This is a genomic window from Streptomyces sp. BI87 (assembly GCF_025957665.1).
GTDB lineage: Bacteria > Actinomycetota > Actinomycetes > Streptomycetales > Streptomycetaceae > Streptomyces > Streptomyces albidoflavus.
In genome coordinates, this window is sequence record NZ_CP110079.1 from 2,389,407 (window position 1) to 2,407,312 (window position 17,906).

The 17,906-nt window shown below is 73.0% G+C and carries 17 protein-coding genes; 6 read left to right on the plus strand and 11 right to left on the minus strand.

From position 1 onward, the window contains the following. The first annotated feature begins 226 nt into the window (after positions 1-226). Positions 227-1,249, plus strand: coding sequence for an SMP-30/gluconolactonase/LRE family protein (locus OIM89_RS10245; RefSeq protein WP_047468253.1), 1,023 nt, complete (start codon positions 227-229; stop codon positions 1,247-1,249). A 13-nt stretch (positions 1,250-1,262) separates the two neighbouring features. Here the strand turns inward: OIM89_RS10245 and OIM89_RS10250 are convergent, their stop codons facing one another. Further along, on the minus strand, positions 1,263-1,814 hold the full coding sequence (locus tag OIM89_RS10250; protein WP_030697328.1) for a TetR/AcrR family transcriptional regulator: 552 nt from the start codon (positions 1,812-1,814) through the stop codon (positions 1,263-1,265). A gap of 162 nt (positions 1,815-1,976) precedes the next feature. On the opposite strand from OIM89_RS10250, the gene OIM89_RS10255 reads away from it, so the two are divergent. Beyond that, entirely contained in the window at positions 1,977-2,333 is a 357-nt protein-coding gene (locus OIM89_RS10255; protein WP_030697329.1) for a VOC family protein, read from the plus strand. Positions 2,334-2,418: 85 nt separating this feature from the next. Here OIM89_RS10255 and OIM89_RS10260 read toward each other — a convergent pair whose 3' ends face one another. Genes OIM89_RS10260 through OIM89_RS10270 form a run of 3 tightly spaced genes read right to left on the minus strand, consistent with a single transcriptional unit; the run spans position 2,419 to position 5,277 of the window. Continuing rightward, positions 2,419-3,636: a dipeptidase gene (locus OIM89_RS10260; protein WP_030697330.1), complete on the minus strand. Its 1,218-nt coding sequence runs from the start codon at positions 3,634-3,636 to the stop codon at positions 2,419-2,421. 10 nt (positions 3,637-3,646) lie between these two features. Then, a complete protein-coding gene (gene purE, locus OIM89_RS10265) occupies positions 3,647-4,147 on the minus strand; it encodes a 5-(carboxyamino)imidazole ribonucleotide mutase (RefSeq protein WP_037665302.1) in 501 nt (166 codons plus the stop codon). A 38-nt stretch (positions 4,148-4,185) separates the two neighbouring features. Then, positions 4,186-5,277, minus strand: a complete 1,092-nt coding sequence (locus OIM89_RS10270) for a 5-(carboxyamino)imidazole ribonucleotide synthase (protein ID WP_264491780.1) — start codon at positions 5,275-5,277, stop codon at positions 4,186-4,188. 246 nt (positions 5,278-5,523) lie between these two features. Between OIM89_RS10270 and OIM89_RS10275 the strand changes: the two genes are divergently transcribed. Continuing rightward, entirely contained in the window at positions 5,524-6,069 is a 546-nt protein-coding gene (locus OIM89_RS10275; protein WP_030697333.1) for a GtrA family protein, read from the plus strand. Between the two features lie 15 nt (positions 6,070-6,084). On the opposite strand, the gene OIM89_RS10280 is transcribed toward OIM89_RS10275, so the two are convergent. Together OIM89_RS10280 and OIM89_RS10285 are read right to left on the minus strand one after the other, a co-directional pair. Next, positions 6,085-7,323 carry an ATP-binding protein gene (locus tag OIM89_RS10280; RefSeq protein ID WP_030697334.1) on the minus strand — a complete coding sequence of 413 codons (1,239 nt, stop codon included), beginning with the start codon at positions 7,321-7,323 and terminating at the stop codon, positions 6,085-6,087. Between the two features lie 17 nt (positions 7,324-7,340). Next, entirely contained in the window at positions 7,341-8,018 is a 678-nt protein-coding gene (locus OIM89_RS10285) for a response regulator transcription factor (protein WP_030697335.1), read from the minus strand. 528 nt (positions 8,019-8,546) lie between these two features. Between OIM89_RS10285 and OIM89_RS10290 the strand changes: the two genes are divergently transcribed. Further along, on the plus strand, positions 8,547-10,037 hold the full coding sequence (locus OIM89_RS10290; RefSeq protein ID WP_030697336.1) for a peptide MFS transporter: 1,491 nt from the start codon (positions 8,547-8,549) through the stop codon (positions 10,035-10,037). 102 nt (positions 10,038-10,139) lie between these two features. Beyond that, positions 10,140-11,315, plus strand: coding sequence for a UDP-N-acetylglucosamine--N-acetylmuramyl-(pentapeptide) pyrophosphoryl-undecaprenol N-acetylglucosamine transferase (locus OIM89_RS10295; protein ID WP_264491173.1), 1,176 nt, complete (start codon positions 10,140-10,142; stop codon positions 11,313-11,315). A gap of 168 nt (positions 11,316-11,483) precedes the next feature. Here OIM89_RS10295 and OIM89_RS10300 read toward each other — a convergent pair whose 3' ends face one another. Then, positions 11,484-12,002: an ATP-binding protein gene (locus tag OIM89_RS10300; RefSeq protein WP_030697338.1), complete on the minus strand. Its 519-nt coding sequence runs from the start codon at positions 12,000-12,002 to the stop codon at positions 11,484-11,486. A 255-nt stretch (positions 12,003-12,257) separates the two neighbouring features. Then, the gene (locus tag OIM89_RS10305) at positions 12,258-12,626 is read right to left on the minus strand and encodes an STAS domain-containing protein (protein ID WP_030697339.1); all 369 of its coding nucleotides are present in this window, start codon (positions 12,624-12,626) and stop codon (positions 12,258-12,260) included. A gap of 241 nt (positions 12,627-12,867) precedes the next feature. On the opposite strand from OIM89_RS10305, the gene OIM89_RS10310 reads away from it, so the two are divergent. Continuing rightward, complete coding sequence (locus OIM89_RS10310) at positions 12,868-13,854, plus strand: RNA polymerase sigma factor SigF (protein ID WP_030697340.1); 987 nt, start codon at positions 12,868-12,870, stop codon at positions 13,852-13,854. A gap of 82 nt (positions 13,855-13,936) precedes the next feature. On the opposite strand, the gene hutI is transcribed toward OIM89_RS10310, so the two are convergent. Genes hutI through OIM89_RS10325 form a run of 3 tightly spaced genes read right to left on the minus strand, consistent with a single transcriptional unit; the run spans position 13,937 to position 17,904 of the window. Further along, entirely contained in the window at positions 13,937-15,160 is a 1,224-nt protein-coding gene (gene hutI, locus OIM89_RS10315; RefSeq protein ID WP_264491174.1) for an imidazolonepropionase, read from the minus strand. A 51-nt stretch (positions 15,161-15,211) separates the two neighbouring features. After that, positions 15,212-16,627, minus strand: coding sequence for a formimidoylglutamate deiminase (locus tag OIM89_RS10320; RefSeq protein WP_247861494.1), 1,416 nt, complete (start codon positions 16,625-16,627; stop codon positions 15,212-15,214). Beyond that, positions 16,624-17,904, minus strand: coding sequence for an allantoate amidohydrolase (locus tag OIM89_RS10325; protein ID WP_195730458.1), 1,281 nt, complete (start codon positions 17,902-17,904; stop codon positions 16,624-16,626). Before OIM89_RS10325 ends, OIM89_RS10320 begins: the two co-directional genes overlap by 4 nt. Positions 17,905-17,906: the final 2 nt, after the last annotated feature.

Here is a 17,906-nt window from a genome sequence, read left to right on the forward strand (position 1 = left end):
GCTCTGTTGGGGGTCTGCTCCGGGCAGCGGGCCGGGACCTGGAGGGTGGGCCGGGCCGCGTCGGGGGCGGAGTGTCGACTACCGTACACCGCTACCGGACAGCGCTGTCCGGTAGCTGGGTGCCGCCCCGCGAGGGGCCCACGGCCGGGCGTCGGATCTCTTCGCGGAAGCGAACGCGACGCGCGCGGCACCTCCCGCCAGCCGACAGGAAGAGTGACCTCCCCCCATGCGACGCACCACGCTCCGCTCCCTGGCCGCGATCGCGGCCCTCACGACGCCGGCCCTCACCGGCTGCGGCACTCAGCAGGGCCTCGCCGACGACAGCCCCGCCGCCGCGGGCCCCGCCGAGCGCACCATCACGGCGAAGCGTCTCGCCCACCTCACCCGGCCGCACGAACAGACCGGCATGACCCTGTTGGAGGGCCCGCTCCTCGACGCGAAGGGCCGCCTCCTGGTCGTGGACGTCACCGCGCCCGCCGGCGAGCCCAAGGTGATCCGCGTCGACGTGAAGAAGGGCAAGGGCACGCCCTTCCACACCGACGAGCGCGGCGCGTACACCTCCGCCCAGTACAGCCCGCACGACGGCCGGATCTACCTCACCGACTACGCCCACGGCGAGATCGTCAGCCTCGACCCGGACGGCGGCGACCGCCAGGTCTTCTTCACGGGCGAGGTCGACGGCGCCCCGATGCACCCCGACGACCTCGCCTTCGACCGGCGTGGCAACCTCTACGTCAGCGACTCGCGCGGCCTGAGCGAGGGGACGGCGGAGGGCCGCGTCGTCCGGATCAGCCGGGACGGGAAGAAGGCCACGGTCCTCGCCGACAAGCTCGCCGCGCCCAACGGCATCTCCTTCGACGCGGAGTACCGGGGCCTGTGGTTCAGCGAGCTGACCGAGAACCGGATCTCCTACCTCCGCCTCGACGACCAGGGCCGGGTCACCTCCCGCCACACCGCGATCCGTGTCGACGGCGGCCTCGCCCAGACCGACTCGATCGCCGTGGACGCCGACGGCAACCTCTACCAGGGCCTGCACGGCCGCCCCGCGATGGCCGTCTACGACCGGCACGGCGCACGGCTGGCCACCATCGAGGTGCCCGCCCGGCACCAGGGGCTCGAATCGGCCACCAACGTCGCCATCACCCCGGGCGGCACCCGGGCCTACCTGACGGTGAGCGGCCCGGCGGGAGGGTACGTGTACACCTTCGACGCGCTTGCCGAGGGCATCCGCCAGTCCAACGGCGGCTGACCCGCGACCCCGGTCAGCCGGGGAACGGCCGTACCGGTCCCACCTCGACCCCGAGGAGCGCCCACGCCTCCAGCGCCCGGCGTTCGCGGTCCGCGCGGGTGGGGCCGGTGACGGCGCCGGAGACCATGGCGACGGCGAGCATCAGGGAGTCGGCGGGCAGCGGGCCCCGGTCGCGCAGTTCCCCCCGCAGGGCGCGCTCCACCCGCTCGCCGAGCTCCCCCGCCCGGCCCAGCTCCTCGCGGCGGACGGTGGCGCACTCCGCGCGCAGCAGCCCGATGAAGGCGGCCGACTCCACCAGGTGCCAGGTCAGGACGGCCAGCACGTCGGCGAGGGTGGCGCCTTCGGCGGCGGCGGCCTGTTCGACCTGGCGGACGTTCTCCTCCAGGACGGTGGCGACGACGGCGTCCCGGTCCGGGAAGTGCCGGTAGAGGCTGCCCTGCCCGACGCCGGCCCGCCGCGCGATCTCCGCCATCGGGGCGTCGAGCCCCAGCTCCGCGTAGACCTCCCGGGCGGCGGCGACCAGCGCGGCACGGTTGCGCGCGGCGGCCCGCGGGCCCTGGTTCACGCGGTGCCGCGTCGCGGGCCCGGTCGGTTCTGTCACCCCGGAAGGATAGGCCGGGCCGACACTCCGAGGTGCGTTACCACTTGAAAGACACTACCGGTAACACCATGATGGCGACGACGAGCCGCACGCCTCCCGCCATCCCCGCCCCACGAGGAGCCCGCCATGCCCATCGCCACCCTCGACGTGGTCGTCCTGGACACCCCGACGCCCCTGGCCCTCGCCACCTTCTACCAGGCGATCCTCGGCGGCACCGTGGAGGACTCCGGCGAAGGCTGGGTCGAACTCCACGGCCCCGGAGTCAAGGTCGCCTTCCAGGAGGCCCCGGACCTGGTCCCGCCCACCTGGCCCTCGCCCGACAACTCCCAGCAGTTCCACCTCGACCTGAACGTCCCCGACCTGGAGGTGGCCGAGAGCCAGGTCCTCGCGCTGGGCGCCCGCCCGCTCGACACCCGCCCGGACCGCTCCTTCCGCGTCTACGCCGACCCGACCGGCCACCCCTTCTGCCTCTGCCGCGAGTGACCGACCGGGAACGCGACGAGCCCCCGCCGGTCAGGGCGGGGGCTCGTCGCGTACGGCCGTACGGAGCTACGGGCACGCGGGCGGCTCAGCCGTCGAGCTGTTCCAGGGTCGCGTTGGAGGGGCCGCGCCGGGCGGCGAGGTCACGGGAGACGGCCTCGGCGTCGCGGAGCACGCGGACCGCGTTGCCCCAGGTCAGCTTGGCCAGGTCGGCCGTGGACCAGTTGCGGCTGAGCAGTTCGGCGACGAGGTTCGGATAGCCCGCGACGTCCTCCAGGCCGGCCGGGGTGAAGGCCGTCCCGTCGTAGTCGCCGCCGATGCCGATGTGGTCGACGCCGGCGACCTCGCGCATGTGGTCGAGGTGGTCGGCGACGGTGGCGGCGGTCGCGACGGGGCGCGGGTGGGCCGCCTCGAAGGCGCGGTGCAGCGCCATCGCCTCCTCGCCGGTGTCGAGGTGGTGGTGACCGTGCGAGCGCAGGTTCTCGTCGGCGCGCAGGGTCCACTCGACGGCGGCCGGGAGGATGAACTTCGGCACGAAGGTGGCCATGGCGACGCCGCCGTTGGCGGGCAGTTGGGCCAGCACGTCGTCCGGGATGTTGCGCGGGTGGTCGCAGACCGCGCGGGACGAGGAGTGCGAGAAGATCACCGGCGCCTCGCTGGTGGCCAGCGCGTCCCGCATGGTCCCGGCCGAGACGTGGCTGAGGTCGACCAGCATGCCGGTCCGGTTCATCTCCCGGACCACCTCGCGCCCGAAGGCGGAGAGCCCTCCGAGGCGTTCGGTGTCGGTGGCGGAGTCGGCCCAGGCGATGTTGTCGTTGTGCGTGAGCGTCATGTAGCGGACGCCGAGCGCGTACAGGGCGCGCAGGGTGGCCAGCGAGTTGTTGATCGAGTGGCCGCCCTCGGCCCCCTTGAGGGAGGCGATCCGGCCCTCGGTACGCGCCTTCTCCATCGCGTCGGCGGTTTCGGCGGGCGCGAGGTCGGCCGGGTAGCGGGCGAGGAGCTGGTCGACGCAGTCGATCTGCTCCAGGGTGGCGCTGACCGCCTCGTCGCCGCCGAGGTCGGAGCGGACGTAGACCGACCAGAACTGCGCGCCGACCCCGCCGGCCCGCAGCCGGGCGATGTCGGTGTGCAGGTGTGCCGACTGGTCCTCGGCGATGTCGCGCCGGGCCAGGTCGTAGCGGACCTGCTCGCGCAGCGCCCACGGCAGGTCGTTGTGGCCGTCGACCACGGGGTGCTCGGCCAGGAACTCCAGGGCCGTGGGGAGGAGTTCGGCGTTCGGTACGGGTCCCGTCGGGGTGCTCGTCACGTCGTCCGCCTCACTTTCCGAAGCCGAAGCCGGCCGGGCCGCCGGAGGTCTTGGCCCGCAGCCGCTTGCCCTTCTCGGTGGCCTGCTCGTTCAGCTCGCGCTGGAACTCCTTCATGCGGCCGAGCAGTTCCTCGTCGTGGGCGGCGAGGATGCGGGCGGCCAGCAGCCCGGCGTTGCGGGCGCCGCCGACCGAGACGGTGGCGACCGGGACCCCGGCGGGCATCTGCACGATGGACAGGAGCGAGTCCATGCCGTCGAGGTACTTCAGCGGCACCGGCACGCCGATGACCGGCAGCGGGGTGACGGAGGCGAGCATGCCGGGCAGGTGGGCGGCGCCGCCCGCCCCGGCGATGATCGCCTTCAGCCCGCGTCCGGCCGCCTGCTCGCCGTAGGCGATCATCTCGTGCGGCATGCGGTGGGCGGAGACGACATCGACCTCGTAGGCGATCTCGAACTCGTCGAGGGCCTGGGCGGCTGCCTCCATGACGGGCCAGTCCGAGTCGGAGCCCATGACGATGCCGACGACGGGGTTCTGGCTGGTGTGTGCGGTCACTCGGTGATCGTTCCCCTGAGGTATCCGGCAGCGTGCCGGGCGCGCTCCAGCACCGCGTCCAGGTCGTCGCCGTAGGTGTTGACGTGGCCGACCTTGCGGCCGGGCTTCACGTCCTTGCCGTACATGTGGATCTTCAGCTGCGGGTCGCGGGCCATGCAGTGCAGGTACGCGGCGTACATGTCGGGGTAGTCACCGCCCAGCACGTTGCACATCACGGTCCACGGGGCGCGCGGGCGCGGGTCGCCCAGCGGCAGGTCGAGGACGGCGCGGACGTGGTTGGCGAACTGCGAGGTGATCGCGCCGTCCATGGTCCAGTGGCCGGAGTTGTGCGGGCGCATCGCCAGCTCGTTGACGAGGACGCGGCCGTCCTCTGTCTCGAACAGCTCGACGGCGAGGTGGCCGACGACGCCCAGTTCGTCGGCGATCCGCAGCGCCAGCTCCTGCGCCTGCCCGCTCAGCTCCTCGGAGAGGCCGGGGGCGGGGGCGATCACCGTGTCGCAGACCCCGTCGACCTGGCGGGACTCGACCACCGGGTAGGCGACGGCCTGGCCGTGCGGGGAGCGGACGATGTTGGCGGCCAGCTCCCGGCGGAACGGCACCATCTCCTCGGCGAGGACCGGGACGCCCGCGCGGAAGGGCTCGGCCGCGTCCGCCTCGGAGCGGACCACCCAGACGCCCTTGCCGTCGTACCCGCCGCGCACCGTCTTCAGCACGACGGGGAAGCCGTCGCCCTCGGCGGCGAAGGCCGTCACGTCGGCTGGATCAGCGACGAGGCGATGGCGGGGGCAGGGCGCGCCGATCTCGGTCAGGCGGGCCCGCATCACCCCCTTGTCCTGGGCGTGCACCAGCGCGTCGGGCCCGGGGCGGACGGGGATGCCGTCCGCCTCCAGGGCCCGTAGGTGTTCGGTCGGGACGTGCTCGTGATCGAAAGTGATCACATCGCAGCCCCGCGCGAAGGCGCGCAGTGTCTCCAGGTCGCGATAGTCGCCGACGACGACCTCACCGGCGACCTGGGCCGCCGAGTCCTGGGGAGTGTCACTGAGGAGCTTGAACCTGATGCCGAGCGGGATGCCTGCCTCGTGCGTCATACGCGCGAGCTGTCCACCGCCGACCATGCCGACTACCGGAAACGTCACGCGGTCCAGGGTATCGGCCCACGCGCCGGGCTCCGGAGTCCCGCACTCCGCGTGACGACGGCCGGACAGTGCGTCGACACCCCGGGACGGGGCAGAAGGGCGGTGGTTAGCATGACCGGGTTGACGCGGCCACGAAAAGGCCCGGCCGCCCGACGCACCGGCGGTACCGACGACGAGCGACAGGGGCTGAGCCCGTACATGAGTCCTGCACCGGGAGAACCGACGCCCGCCACCGCGCCGGGCGCCTCCGCGCTCCGGGAGCGGGTACGCCGGCTGGTCCGCGAGGTGGCGAAGTTCGGCGCGGTCGGCGGCGCGGGCGTCCTGGTCAACCTCGCCGTCTTCAACCTCGTCCGCCACGTCACCGAACTCCAGGTGGTCCGCGCCAGCGTCCTCGCCACGGTGGTGGCGATCGTCTTCAACTACCTCGGGTTCCGCTACTTCACCTACCGCGACCGCGACAAGGGCGGCCGGACCCGCGAGATGTCGCTCTTCCTCGCCTTCAGCGTGATCGGCCTGGTCATCGAGAACGGCATCCTCTACACGGGCACCTACGGCCTGGGCTTCGACGGGCGGCTGGAGTCGAACGTCCTGAAGTTCGCCGGCATCGGGGTCGCCACCCTGTTCCGCTTCTGGTCCTACCGCACCTGGGTCTTCCGCGCCCCGGCCGCCGTCCGCGCGGCGAAGGAGGCCGCCGAACCGGTCCGCGAGCCCGTGGCCTCCGGCTCCTCCGCCGGCCGCGGCTGAGCTGGGCCGCCCGGCTCAGTCCTCGGGCGCCCGGGAGAGGAAGAGCCCGAAGACCGCCGGCTGCGGCTGGAGCAGCTCCAGCCGCCCCCCGTCCGCCTCGGCCAGGTCCCGCGCCACCGCCAGCCCGATCCCGGTGGAGTTACGGCCGCTGATCGTCCGCTCGAAGATCCGCGCGCCCAGGTCGGCGGGGACGCCGGGCCCCTCGTCGGCCACCTCGATCACGGCCTGGTTCCCGGTCACCCGGGTCCTGAGGGCGACCGTGCCACCGCCGTGCATGAGCGAGTTCTCGATCAGCGCCGCCAGCACCTGGGCGACCGCCCCCGGGGTGGCGACGGCCCGCAGGTCGCGGCGGCCCGAGCAGACGATGGCCCGCCCCTCGGAGCGGTAGGCGGGCCGCCACTCCTCCAGCTGCTGCTTGACCACCTCGTACAGGTCGAAGGCGACGGCCGAGCCGGTACGGGGGTCGCGGGCGTTGGTCAGCAGCCGCTCGACCACGTCGGTGAGCCGCTCGACCTGGGCCAGCGCGATGGTGGCCTCCTCGCGGACCGTCTCCAGGTCCTCGGTGAGGGTGATCTCGTCGAGCCGCATGGAGAGGGCGGTCAGCGGGGTGCGGAGCTGGTGCGAGGCGTCGGCGGCGAGGCGGCGCTCGGCGGTGAGCATCCGGGCGATCCGCTCGGCCGACGCGTCCAGCACGTCGGCGACCCGGTCCAGCTCGGGCACCCCGTACCGCTTGTGGCGCGGCCGGGGGTCGCCGGAGCCGAGCCGTTCGGCGGTCTCGGCGAGGTCGGTCAGGGGCGCGGCGAGCCGGTTGCCCTGGCGGACGGCGAGGAGGACGGCGGCGACCACGGCGAGCAGCGCGACCCCGCCGATGATCAGCAGGGTGCGGCCGACCTCCCCGGTGACGGCGGCGCGCGGCTCCTGCACCAGCACCGACTCGCCCTCCTCGCCGGTGGCGCGGGCCTCGATGACGTCCCCGTCGGGGCGGTCGCCGATCTCGATGGCGGCCCGCCCGGGGATGTCGATCCGGGCGTAGCGCGTGGCCGCGATCTGGTCCCCCAACAGGCCCGCGCTGATGCGTTCCTCGCTGATCAGGCGGCTGTCGACGATGGAGGCCAGCCGCAGCGCCTCGGACTCGACGCTCTCCTGCGCGCTGTTGGTGATGGTGCGGGTCTCCACGATCACCAGCGTGCCGCCGAAGACGGCGATCACCACGAGGACCACGGCGAGCGTGGAGTTGATCAGACGGCGGCGCACGGACGGTCCTCGGGGGGTCAGGACTTCTCGAAGCGGAAGCCGACCCCGCGCACGGTGGCGATGTAGCGGGGGTTGGCCGCGTCGTCGCCGAGCTTCTTGCGCAGCCAGGAGATGTGCATGTCGAGCGTCTTGGTCGAGGACCACCAGGTGGTGTCCCAGACCTCGCGCATCAGCTGGTCGCGGGTGACGACCCGGCCCGCGTCCCGCACCAGGACCCGCAGCAGGTCGAACTCCTTCGCGGTGAGCTGGAGTTCCTCGTCGCCCATCCAGGCCCGGTGCGACTCGACGTCGATCCGCACGCCGTGGGTGGCGGTGGCCTGGGGCGGCTCGGCGGCGCCGCGCCGCAGCAGGGCCCGGACCCGGGCCAGCAGTTCGGCGAGGCGGAACGGCTTGGTGACGTAGTCGTCGGCGCCCGCGTCGAGGCCCACGACGGTGTCCACCTCGTCCGCGCGGGCGGTGAGGATCAGGATCGGAACCGTGTGACCGTCGGAACGGAGCCGGCGGGCGACCTCCAGGCCGTCCATGCCGGGCAGTCCCAGGTCGAGGACGACGAGGTCGACACCGCCTCGCAGTCCGGCGTCGAGGGCGGTGGGCCCGTCCTGGCGGACTTCCACCTCGTATCCCTCTCTGCGCAGGGCGCGGGCCAGGGGCTCCGAGATGGACGCGTCGTCCTCGGCGAGCAGTACACGGGTCATGGGGTGATGGTAGTCCGCGCGGCCCCGGCGCCGCCCGGGCTCCGCCCCTGCCGCGCGCCCGCTCGGGGCGTACCCTGCAAGGCAGCGATGGAATGATCCATTCACCTTCGAATGAGGCGCTGCACACCTTCTTCACCTGTGATCCATCTCTCAAGCTCTTCCATAGTCCGGATAGTCATGACGTATGGTGGCGAGACGCCTGTAGCACTACACGAGGACCTTTGGCGCGCTATGCGGGCTGAAGGTCACTTTTGTGTGCGGGCCGGTTCCGACCGGCCATGAAAGGAATGACCTGTGGCCGGGCCCCGGCCGCCCCTGCCCCGAGATCCCGCGCGGACCCGGAGGCGGTGGTGGCGGACGGGGCGTGGATCCCGGTGTCGCCGTCCCCCGCCTCACGGACTCCGCGAGGTCAGGACCCCTGGGCGTGGGGGAACTGGGACGGAGGACGACGCCGGTGCCGGCCGAACCCCCCACCGGGCGCGTAACCGCTCACGCAGCCGCGCGTCCCGAACCCACAAGGATCGACCCATGGCGTCCAGCCTGACGAAGGACGCGGCCGGCACCCCCGGATCGCAGAAGACCTTCTTCGGCCACCCCCGCGGACTGGCCACACTGTTCCTCACAGAGATGTGGGAGCGCTTCAGCTACTACGGCATGCGCGCGCTCCTCCCGCTGTACCTCATCGCGCCCGGAGGACTCGCCCTCGACGCGGCGACGGCCACGGTCATCTACTCGGTCTACATGGCCACCGTCTACCTGCTGACCCTGCCGGGCGGCTGGTTCGGTGACCGCTACTGGGGACCGCGGAAGACGGTCGCCATCGCGGCCTCCATCGTCATGCTGGGCCACCTGACCCTCGCCCTCCCCGGCGACGCGGTCTTCTACGCCGGCCTGGTCCTGGTCGCCATCGGCTCCGGCCTCCTCAAGGCCAACATCTCCACGATGGTCGGCCACCTCTACGACGGGCCCAACGACCCCCGTCGCGACGGCGGCTTCACCGTCTTCTACATGGGCATCAACATCGGTGCCTTCGCCGCGCCGCTGGTCATCGGCACCGTCGGTGAGAACGTCGGCTGGCACTGGGGCTTCGGCCTCGCCGCCCTCGGCATGGGTCTGGGCCTGCTCCAGTTCCTGCTGGCCGGCAAGACCCTGAGCCCGCGCTCCTCCGAGGTGCCGAAGCCGCTCAGCGCCGACGAGCGGAACAACGTGATCCGCAAGTCGCTGATCTGGCTGCTGATCGCCGTCGTCTTCTACGGCATCGTCGGCTTCTCCGGCAACTTCACGATGAAGTGGGCCACCGTCCCGCTCACCGTCCTCGGCCTGGTCATCCCGATCATGGTCCTGGGCCGCATGAAGCGCGACAAGGAACTGACCAGCACCGAGCAGTCCAAGCTCTCCGCCTACGTCTGGTTCTTCATCGCGGCCGCCGTCTTCTGGATGATCTACGACCAGGGCGGCTCCACCCTCGCGATCTTCGCCGACGGCAAGGTCGACAACCAGGTGCTCGGCTGGGAGTTCCCGGTCTCCTGGTTCCAGTCGGTCAACCCGGTCCTGGTGATGGCGCTCGCGCCGGTCTTCGCCTGGATCTGGGTCTACCTGAACAAGAAGGGCAAGGAGCCCAGCACGATCACCAAGTTCGCCGGTGGTCTGACGCTGGTCGGCATCTCCTTCTTCGTCTTCCTGCTGCCGCTGACGGCCAGCTCCGACGGCTCGCTCGTGAACCCCTGGTGGCTCGTGAGCATCTACTTTTTCCAGACCGTCGGTGAGCTCATGCTCTCGCCCGTCGGCCTGTCGGTGACGACCAAGATGGCGCCGGCCAAGTACGCCTCCCAGATGATGGGCGTCTGGTTCCTCGCCGTCACCGCCGGCGACAGCGTCACCGGCCTCCTCTCCGACGCCGGGGTCAACCTCAACCGCACCGGGGTCGTCACCCTCGAAGCCGCCCTGGCGGTGGCCGGAGGTATCGCGATCTTCATGTACCGCCGCAAGGTCAAGAACCTCATGGGCGAGATCCACTGACCTCGCCCCACCTCACGTCCTGAGCCCCGCGCTCGGCCTTTCGGCCAGGGTGCGGGGCTCGGGGCTTTTCCGGCTGCCGCAGGCAGCCCCTATCGTGTGCGCGTGACCGAACCTTCCCTTCCCCGTACGCCTTTCCGCCTCGCCGTCACCGGTGGCGGGACCGGCGGCCACACGTACCCCGCGCTCACCGCTGTCCGGGCCCTCCAGGCGCGACTGGCCGCTGAAGACCGGAGTCTGGACGTGCTGTGGATCGGGACGGCGGAGGGGCTGGAGGCCAAGGTCGCCCGTGAGGAGGGAATCCCCTTCACCACGGTGGCCACCGGAAAGATCCGCCGGTACGCGAACCCGCTGAAGATGCTCGGCCCCGCCAACCTGAAGGACATGGCGCGGGTGCCGCTGGGTGTCGTGCAGGCGCGGCGGGCGATCAGCGCGTTCGGCCCGGACGTCGTCCTCGCGACCGGCGGCTACGTCGCCGTCCCGGCCGGCTTCGCCGCCCGCACGTGCAAGCGCCCCCTCGTCCTGCACGAGCAGACCGTCCGCCTCGGCCTCGCCAACCGCCGGCTCGCCCGCTCGGCCACCAGGATCGCCGTCTCCTCGGAGTCCTCGCTGCCGTTGCTGCCCGAGGGCGTGCGCACCCGTGCCGTCGTCACGGGCAACCCGGTACGGCCCGAGGTGCTGGCCGGGCACGCCGACAAGGCCGTGGCGGCGCTCGGCCTGACCGGCTTCGACCGGCGCCTGCCGACGCTCTACGTCACCGGCGGCGCCCAGGGGGCCCAGCAGATCAACGACATGATCGGCAGCGTCCTGCCGTGGCTGCTCGGGCGGGCCAATGTGGTGCACCAGTGCGGCCCGTCCCACATCGACGCCCTGCGCGTGAGCGCCGCCGCGCTGCCGCCCGAACTCGGGGACCGCTACTTCCCGACCGGCTTCGTCGGCGCGGAGCTGCCCGACATCCTGGCCCTCGCGGACGTCGTCATCTCCCGGAGCGGCGCCGGAACGCTCGCGGAGCTGACCGCCCTCGGCAAGCCGGCGGTCTTCGTCCCCCTGGCCTCCTCGGCCGGAAACGAGCAGGCACACAACGCCCGGCACCTGCGCGACGCCGGTGCCGCGCTCGCCCTGGAGGGCGAGGCCGCGACCCCCGAGGGCCTGCGGGAGGCGGTGGAGCCGCTGCTCACCGACCCGGCACAGCGCGAGGCGATGGCCACGGCCGCACGAGAACACGGGCGACCCGACGCGGCGGCCAGGCTGGTCGACGTGATCCTGTCCGCCGCTGGATGACCTGTTCCGAAGTTCGACGGGGACCGACCTGTTCGGCGTACGGAGCCACACCCCGGCCCGGCCGGCGCTTGAGGCCAGACAGAGCCCGGCCGGCGATCGAGGCCATCGTGAACCGGCACGTGGAGCCGGAGTCAAGCCACAACCCCGCCCGCCAGTGGCGGAGGAGCCTCAGGCCCTCGCAGCTCCGCCCAGATCATCCGGCGCCGCCAGTTCCGCCCACACGGTCTTCCCCGGGACGCCCGGGACACGCAGGACCCCCCAGTCGAGGCAGAGGCGCTGGACGATGAACATGCCGTGGCCGCCGGGCCGCCCGGCCCGGTGAGGCATGCGGGGAGCGGGCTCGCCCGCGCCCTTGTCGGCGACCTCCAGGCGCAAGACCTTGCCCTGCGCGCCCACGCGCAACTCCTGGGGCCCGTCGGCGTGCAGGCACGCGTTGGTGACCAGCTCGGAGACGACCAGCAGCACATCCTCGGCGGCGGCCCTGCGCTCGGCGTTGGGCGCCGGCAGCCAGCCCCAGTCGTAGAGGGCCTGCCGGGTGAAGTCCCGGGCCATCGGGACGATGCCGGTGGCGTCGGCGAGCCCGAGCTTGCGCACCAGGCGCTCCACGGGCGCCAGGGGCCCCTGGGCGACGTTCGCGTCCGTCTCGGGTCCGCGGTCGCCCGGCAGAGAGGGCCGGGTGGTGCTCATCAGCGCTTCACCTCACCGATTCGCCAGTTCAACGATGTGCCTGGTCGATCCTGCGGAACATAAAGGGAACTTATAGGGGGTTCGTGGCGCACCGCCCGTGGGTCCGAGCGAGGCGTCCAGGTTCTCTCCTGCCCGAAGTGACCGTGAGAACACCCACGTATTTTGCGTCCGGCCTGTGACACTGGTAACGCATCGGTCACGGCAGGGCAACTGTGGGATAAATCCTGGTCCCGGCGGCGAAGAGCGCCCGGGGAGTCAGTCGGCGAGCGCCGACTCGAGGGAGTCGTGGACGGTGAAGACCGCCTCGGCCCCGGTGATCTGGAAGACGCGCGCGACCACCGGCCGCATCGCCGCGAGATGGACCCCGCCCCCGGCGGCCTCCGCCTTGAGGCGGGCGCCGAGCAGGACGTTGAGCCCGGTGGAATCGCAGAACTCCAGTTGCGAGCAGTCGACGACGAGACGCGCCCTGCCTTGGGATACGGCCTCTTCGAGGGGTTCCCGGAGCAGATCGGCGGTGTGGTGGTCCAACTCACCCGCCGGAGTCACCACGGCACTGCTGCCCTCGCTGCGGACGTCTACGCGGAGCCGGCCCCGTGGGGTGCTGCCGACCGTCTGGCGGTCCATGCCGTTACTCATTTCCGACCCGTCCTGACTACTGACTGACGCCCTCGAACACTACGCCCTCACCAGGTGGTCCGGTACCCGAACCGGCCCTGGAAAACGGACATTTAGCCACAAAGCTCACTTGCGACCTGGTCAGGGGATTCGGTAGGGCTATAGGAGCACCCATTCGACACGGCCGGCTTCGGAGGCGCCGCACACCTTCAGTGCACGTATTGGCATCGGCAGCCATATGCCGAGAACGATGGAGGACATCATGTCACCCCAGCTCGACGCGCAGACCCGCCTGACGGCGTCGACCGCCCCACTCGCACACCTGTCCGCCGACGGCGCTGGGGAAACCCAGGAATCGCGCGAGGACTCCCCGGTGGCCATGGCCGCCGACGACCTCCCCTATGACGATCCGGGCCACGAGCTCCCGGTCCTCCTCGCGGACCTGCCGGAGATCCCCCCGTACGACGAGGTGGGGCCGCTGGACGCCCGCGCCCTCTCCAAGACCCTCTTCGCCCGGCTGGAGACGCTGACGGAGGGCACCGCGGAGTTCGCCTACGTACGGAACACCCTGGTCGAGCTGAACCTCGCCCTGGTGAAGTTCGCCGCCTCCCGCTTCCGCTCCCGCAGCGAGCCGATGGAGGACATCATCCAGGTCGGCACGATCGGCCTGATCAAGGCGATCGACCGATTCGAGCTGAGCCGCGGCGTGGAGTTCCCCACGTTCGCCATGCCGACGATCATCGGCGAGATCAAGCGGTTCTTCCGCGACACCTCCTGGTCGGTGCGGGTCCCGCGCCGTCTCCAGGAGCTGCGCCTGGACCTGGCGAAGGCCGGGGACGAGCTGGCGCAGAAGCTGGACCGCGCGCCGACCGTGCGTGAGCTGGCCGACCGCCTGGGCCTGAGCCAGGAGGAGGTCGTCGAGGGGATGGCGGCGTCCAACGCGTACACCGCCAGTTCGCTCGACGCCCAGCCCGAGGAGGACGACTCCGAAGGCGCGCTGGCCGACCGCATCGGTTACGAGGACCACGGCATCGAGGGCATCGAGTACGTCGAGTCCCTCAAGCCGCTCATCGCGGAGCTGCCCGCCCGCGACCGCCGCATCCTCTCGCTGCGCTTCACCGCCAACATGACGCAGTCGGAGATCGGCGAGGAGCTGGGGATCTCCCAGATGCACGTCTCCCGTCTGCTGACCCGCACGCTGAACCGGCTGCGCAAGGGGCTGACGGTCGTGGAGTGACCGGCCCCTACGGCCGCGCCACCCGCACACAGGCTTCGGCAGGGCCCGCTTCCCGCGAGGGAGGCGGGCCCTGCCGCGTAGGTCAGGCCGCTCGGACGACCTGCTCCCCGGCCCGCCAGACCCCCGCCACCAGCGGCACCCCCGGCCGGTAGGCGAGGTGGACGTGGCTGGGCGCGTCGAGGAGGACCAGGTCGGCCCGGGTACCGGGCGCCAGGCGGCCCACGTCCTCGCGGCGCAGGGCGGCGGCCCCGCCCGCGGTGGCCGCCCAGAGCGCCTCGTCGGGGGTCATCCCCATGTCGCGGACGGCGAGGGCGACGCAGAAGGGGACCGAGGAGGTGAAGGAGGAGCCGGGGTTGCAGTCGGTGGAGAGCGCCACGGTGGCCCCGGCGTCGAGCAGCCGGCGGGCGTCGGGCCAGGGGGCGCGGGTGGAGAACTCGGCGCCCGGCAGCAGGGTGGCGACGGTCCGGCCGGAGGCGAGGGCGTCCACGTCGGCGTCGGTGAGGTAGGTGCAGTGGTCGGCGCTGGCCGCGTCGAGCTCGACGGCGAGCTGGACGCCGGGGCCGTGGCCGAGCTGGTTGGCGTGCACGCGTGGGACGAGCCCCCTGGCGCGTCCGGCGGTGAGGACGGCGCGGGCGGCGTCGCCGTCGAAGGCGCCGCGTTCGCAGAAGACGTCGACCCAGCGGGCGTGGGGCGCGCAGGCGTCGAGCATGGGGCCGGTGACCAGGTCCACGTAGCCCGCCGGGTCGCCGGCGTACTCGGGGGCGACGATGTGCGCGCCGAGATAGGTGACCTCGTCGGTGTGGGCGGCGGCGACGCGCAGGGAGCGGGCCTCGTCCTCGACGGTGAGGCCGTAGCCGGACTTGGTCTCGAAGGTGGTGGTGCCCTGGCGCAGCGCCTCGGCGAGGTAGCGGGCGACGTTGGCGGAGAGCGCCTCGTCGCTGGCGGCCCGGGTGGCGGCGACGGTGGTGCGGATGCCTCCGGCGCTGTACGGGCGGCCGGACATGCGGGCGGCGAACTCCTCGGTGCGGTCGCCCGCGAAGACGAGGTGCGAGTGGGAGTCGACGAAGCCGGGGACCGCGGCCCGTCCGCCGGCGTCGACGACGTGGTCGGTGGCGGGGACGCGCGCGCCCTCCCCCGTCCACACGATCCGGTCGCCCTCGATGACGAGGGCGGCGTCCCGGATCACTCCCAGCGGCGAACCGTCGCCCTGCGCCGGGTCGTTGGTCACCAGCGAGGCGATCCCCACCACCGCCGTCGACGCGTGCCCTCCGCCGCCACCGTTCCCGTACGCACTGCTCTGCACCACAACCACCTTCTCCGACAAGGGACTTGCTGACGACTGCGCGGGCGGCCGGGGCTACCGGCCCCCGTCCCGGACGGCGGCCACCGCCTCGGCGAGCGCCCGGCCGGTCTCGGGGAGCCGTACGTGGACGCCGTCGCGGACGACGGCCCGCCCGCCGACCAGTACGTGCGTCACGTCGGCGGCGCTCGCGGCGAAGACGGCGGTCTCGGCGCCGAGCAGCGGCGGCGCCCCGGCCGTCCGTACGGTGTCGAGGGCGAGCGTGGTGAGGTCGGCGGGGGCGCCGGGGGCGAGGGTGCCCGCCTCGGGGCGGCCGAGGGCGGCGTGGCCGTCGGCGGTGGCGGCGCGCAGGAGGGCGGCGGCGGCCCAGTGGCCGCGGGTGCGGGTGCGCAGCCGCTCGTTGAGTTCGAGGGCGCGGGCCTCCTCGAAGAGGTCGATGACGGCGTGGCTGTCGCTGCCGAGGCTGAGCGGGCTGCCGGCGCGCTGGAGGCGGGGGGCGGGGCCGATGCCGTCGGCGAGGTCGCGTTCGGTGGTGGGGCACATGCAGGTGCCGGTTCCGCTGGTGCCGATGAGGGTGATGTCCTCGTCGGTGAGGTGGGTGTTGTGGACGCCGGTGGTGCGCGGGCCGAGGACGCCGTGGTCGGCGAGGAGCTGGGTGGGGGTGCGGCCGGTGGCGGCGAGGCACGCCTCGTTCTCGGCGCGCTGCTCGGAGAGGTGGACGTGCAGGGGCGCGCCCCGGTGCCGGGCGAAGTCGGCGACGGTGGCGAGCTGATCGGCGGGGACGGCGCGGACCGAGTGGACGGCGGCGCCGATCAGGGTGTGGCTGTCGCCGCGCAGCAGGCCCACGCGCTCGGCCCAGGCGTCGGCGGTGGTGTCGCTGAACCGGCGCTGGTGGCGGTCGGGCGCGGCGCCGAAGCCGGAGGAGAGGTAGGCGGTGTCGAGCAGGGTGAGCCGGATGCCGGCGTCGGCGGCGGCCGCGATCAGGGCCTCGCCCATGGCGTTGGGGTTGGCGTAGGGGCGGCCGTCGGGCTGGTGGTGGAGGTAGTGGAACTCCCCGACGGCGGTGATCCCGGCCAGCGCCATCTCGGCGTACACGGCGCGGGCCAGCGCGTGGTAGCTGTCCGGGGTGAGGGCGGCGGCGAAGCGGTACATGGTCTCGCGCCAGGTCCAGAAGGTGCCGGAGCCGACCTGGACGGTGGCGCGCAGCGCGCGGTGGAAGGCGTGGGAGTGGGCGTTGGCGAGGCCGGGCAGGGTGAGGCCGGGCAGCCGGACGGCGTCGGGCGGGGGCGCGGGGACCCCGGTGCGGACGGCGAGGAGGTGGCCGGGCGGGACGGCGCCGGGGGTCTGGGCGCCGTCGCCCAGTTCCTCGTCGGCGGGGACGGGTCCGGGGGCGTCCGGCGGGACGAGGTCGACGACGACGCCGCTCTCGACGCGGTCGCCGAGCCAGGCGTGCTCCAGCCAGTAGGTGTTCACACGCACGCGAGTCCCTCCAGGACGTCGGTGAGGGCCTGGACGCCGGCGAGGCAGTCGTCCTCGGTGGCGTGCTCGGCCGGGGAGTGGGAGACGCCGGTGGGGTTGCGGACGAAGAGCATGGCGGCGGGTACGGAGTCGGCGAGGATGCCCGCGTCGTGTCCGGCGCCGGTGCCGAGGACGGGGACGGGCGGCATGCCGGGGGCGTCGAGGATGCGGCCGAGTTCGGCGCCGAGGGCGCGGTGGAACTCCACGACGGGGGTGAAGGACTCGCGGACCACGTCGAGGGAGATGCCGTCGCGGGCGGCGCGGGTGCGGGCGGCTGCCTCGACGGCGCTGGTGACGGCGTCCAGGCTCGCCTGGTCGGGGGCGCGGGAGTCGAGCCAGCCGCGGACCAGCGAGGGGATGGCGTTGACGCCGTTGGGTTCGACGGCGACCTTGCCGAAGGTGGCGACGGCGCCCGCGAGTTCGGCCTCGCGGCGGGCCTCCAGGACGGTCCCGGCGTAGGTCAGCATCGGGTCGCGGCGGTCGCCGAGGCGGGTGGTGCCGGCGTGGTTGGCCTCGCCGTGGAAGTCGTACCGCCAGCGGCCGTGCGGCCAGATGGAGCCGGCGATGCCGACCGGGTCGCCGGTGAGGTCGAGGGAGCGGCCCTGTTCGACGTGGAGTTCGACGAAGGCGCCGATGCGGGAGAGGCGGTCGGGGTCGGGGCCGAGGGTGTCCGGGTCGTAGCCGGCGGCCTCCATGGCGGCGGGCAGGGTGATGCCGTCGGCGTCGCGCAGGAGGGCCGCGTCGGCGGGGGTGAGGCGGCCGGTGGCGAGGCGGGAGCCGACGCAGGCGAGGCCGAAGCGGGCGCCTTCCTCGTCGCCGAAGTTGACCAGGGCGAGGGGGCGGGTGGGGGTGGCGCCGCGTTCCAGGAGCCGGTCGAGGGCGGCGAAGGCGGAGACGACGCCGAGCGGGCCGTCGAAGGCGCCGCCGTCGGGGACGGAGTCGAGGTGCGAGCCGGTGACGACGGCCTCGCCGGGGCCGGCCTCGGTCCAGCTCCGGACGCCGTACCAGGCCCACTGGTTGCCGTTGCGGTCGACCTCGTAGGCCAGCTCCCGCAGTTGGGCCTGTTCGCGGAACCAGGCGCGGCACTCGCGGTCGGCGCCGCCCCAGGCGTAGCGCCGGTAGCCGCCGCTCGTGGCATGGCGGCCGAGGGGGGCGAGATCGCGCCACATGGTGAGGAAGTCGGGGGTCTGGCGGGCGGTGCCGGTCGGGCTCGCGGGGCGGGGGTGGGACACAG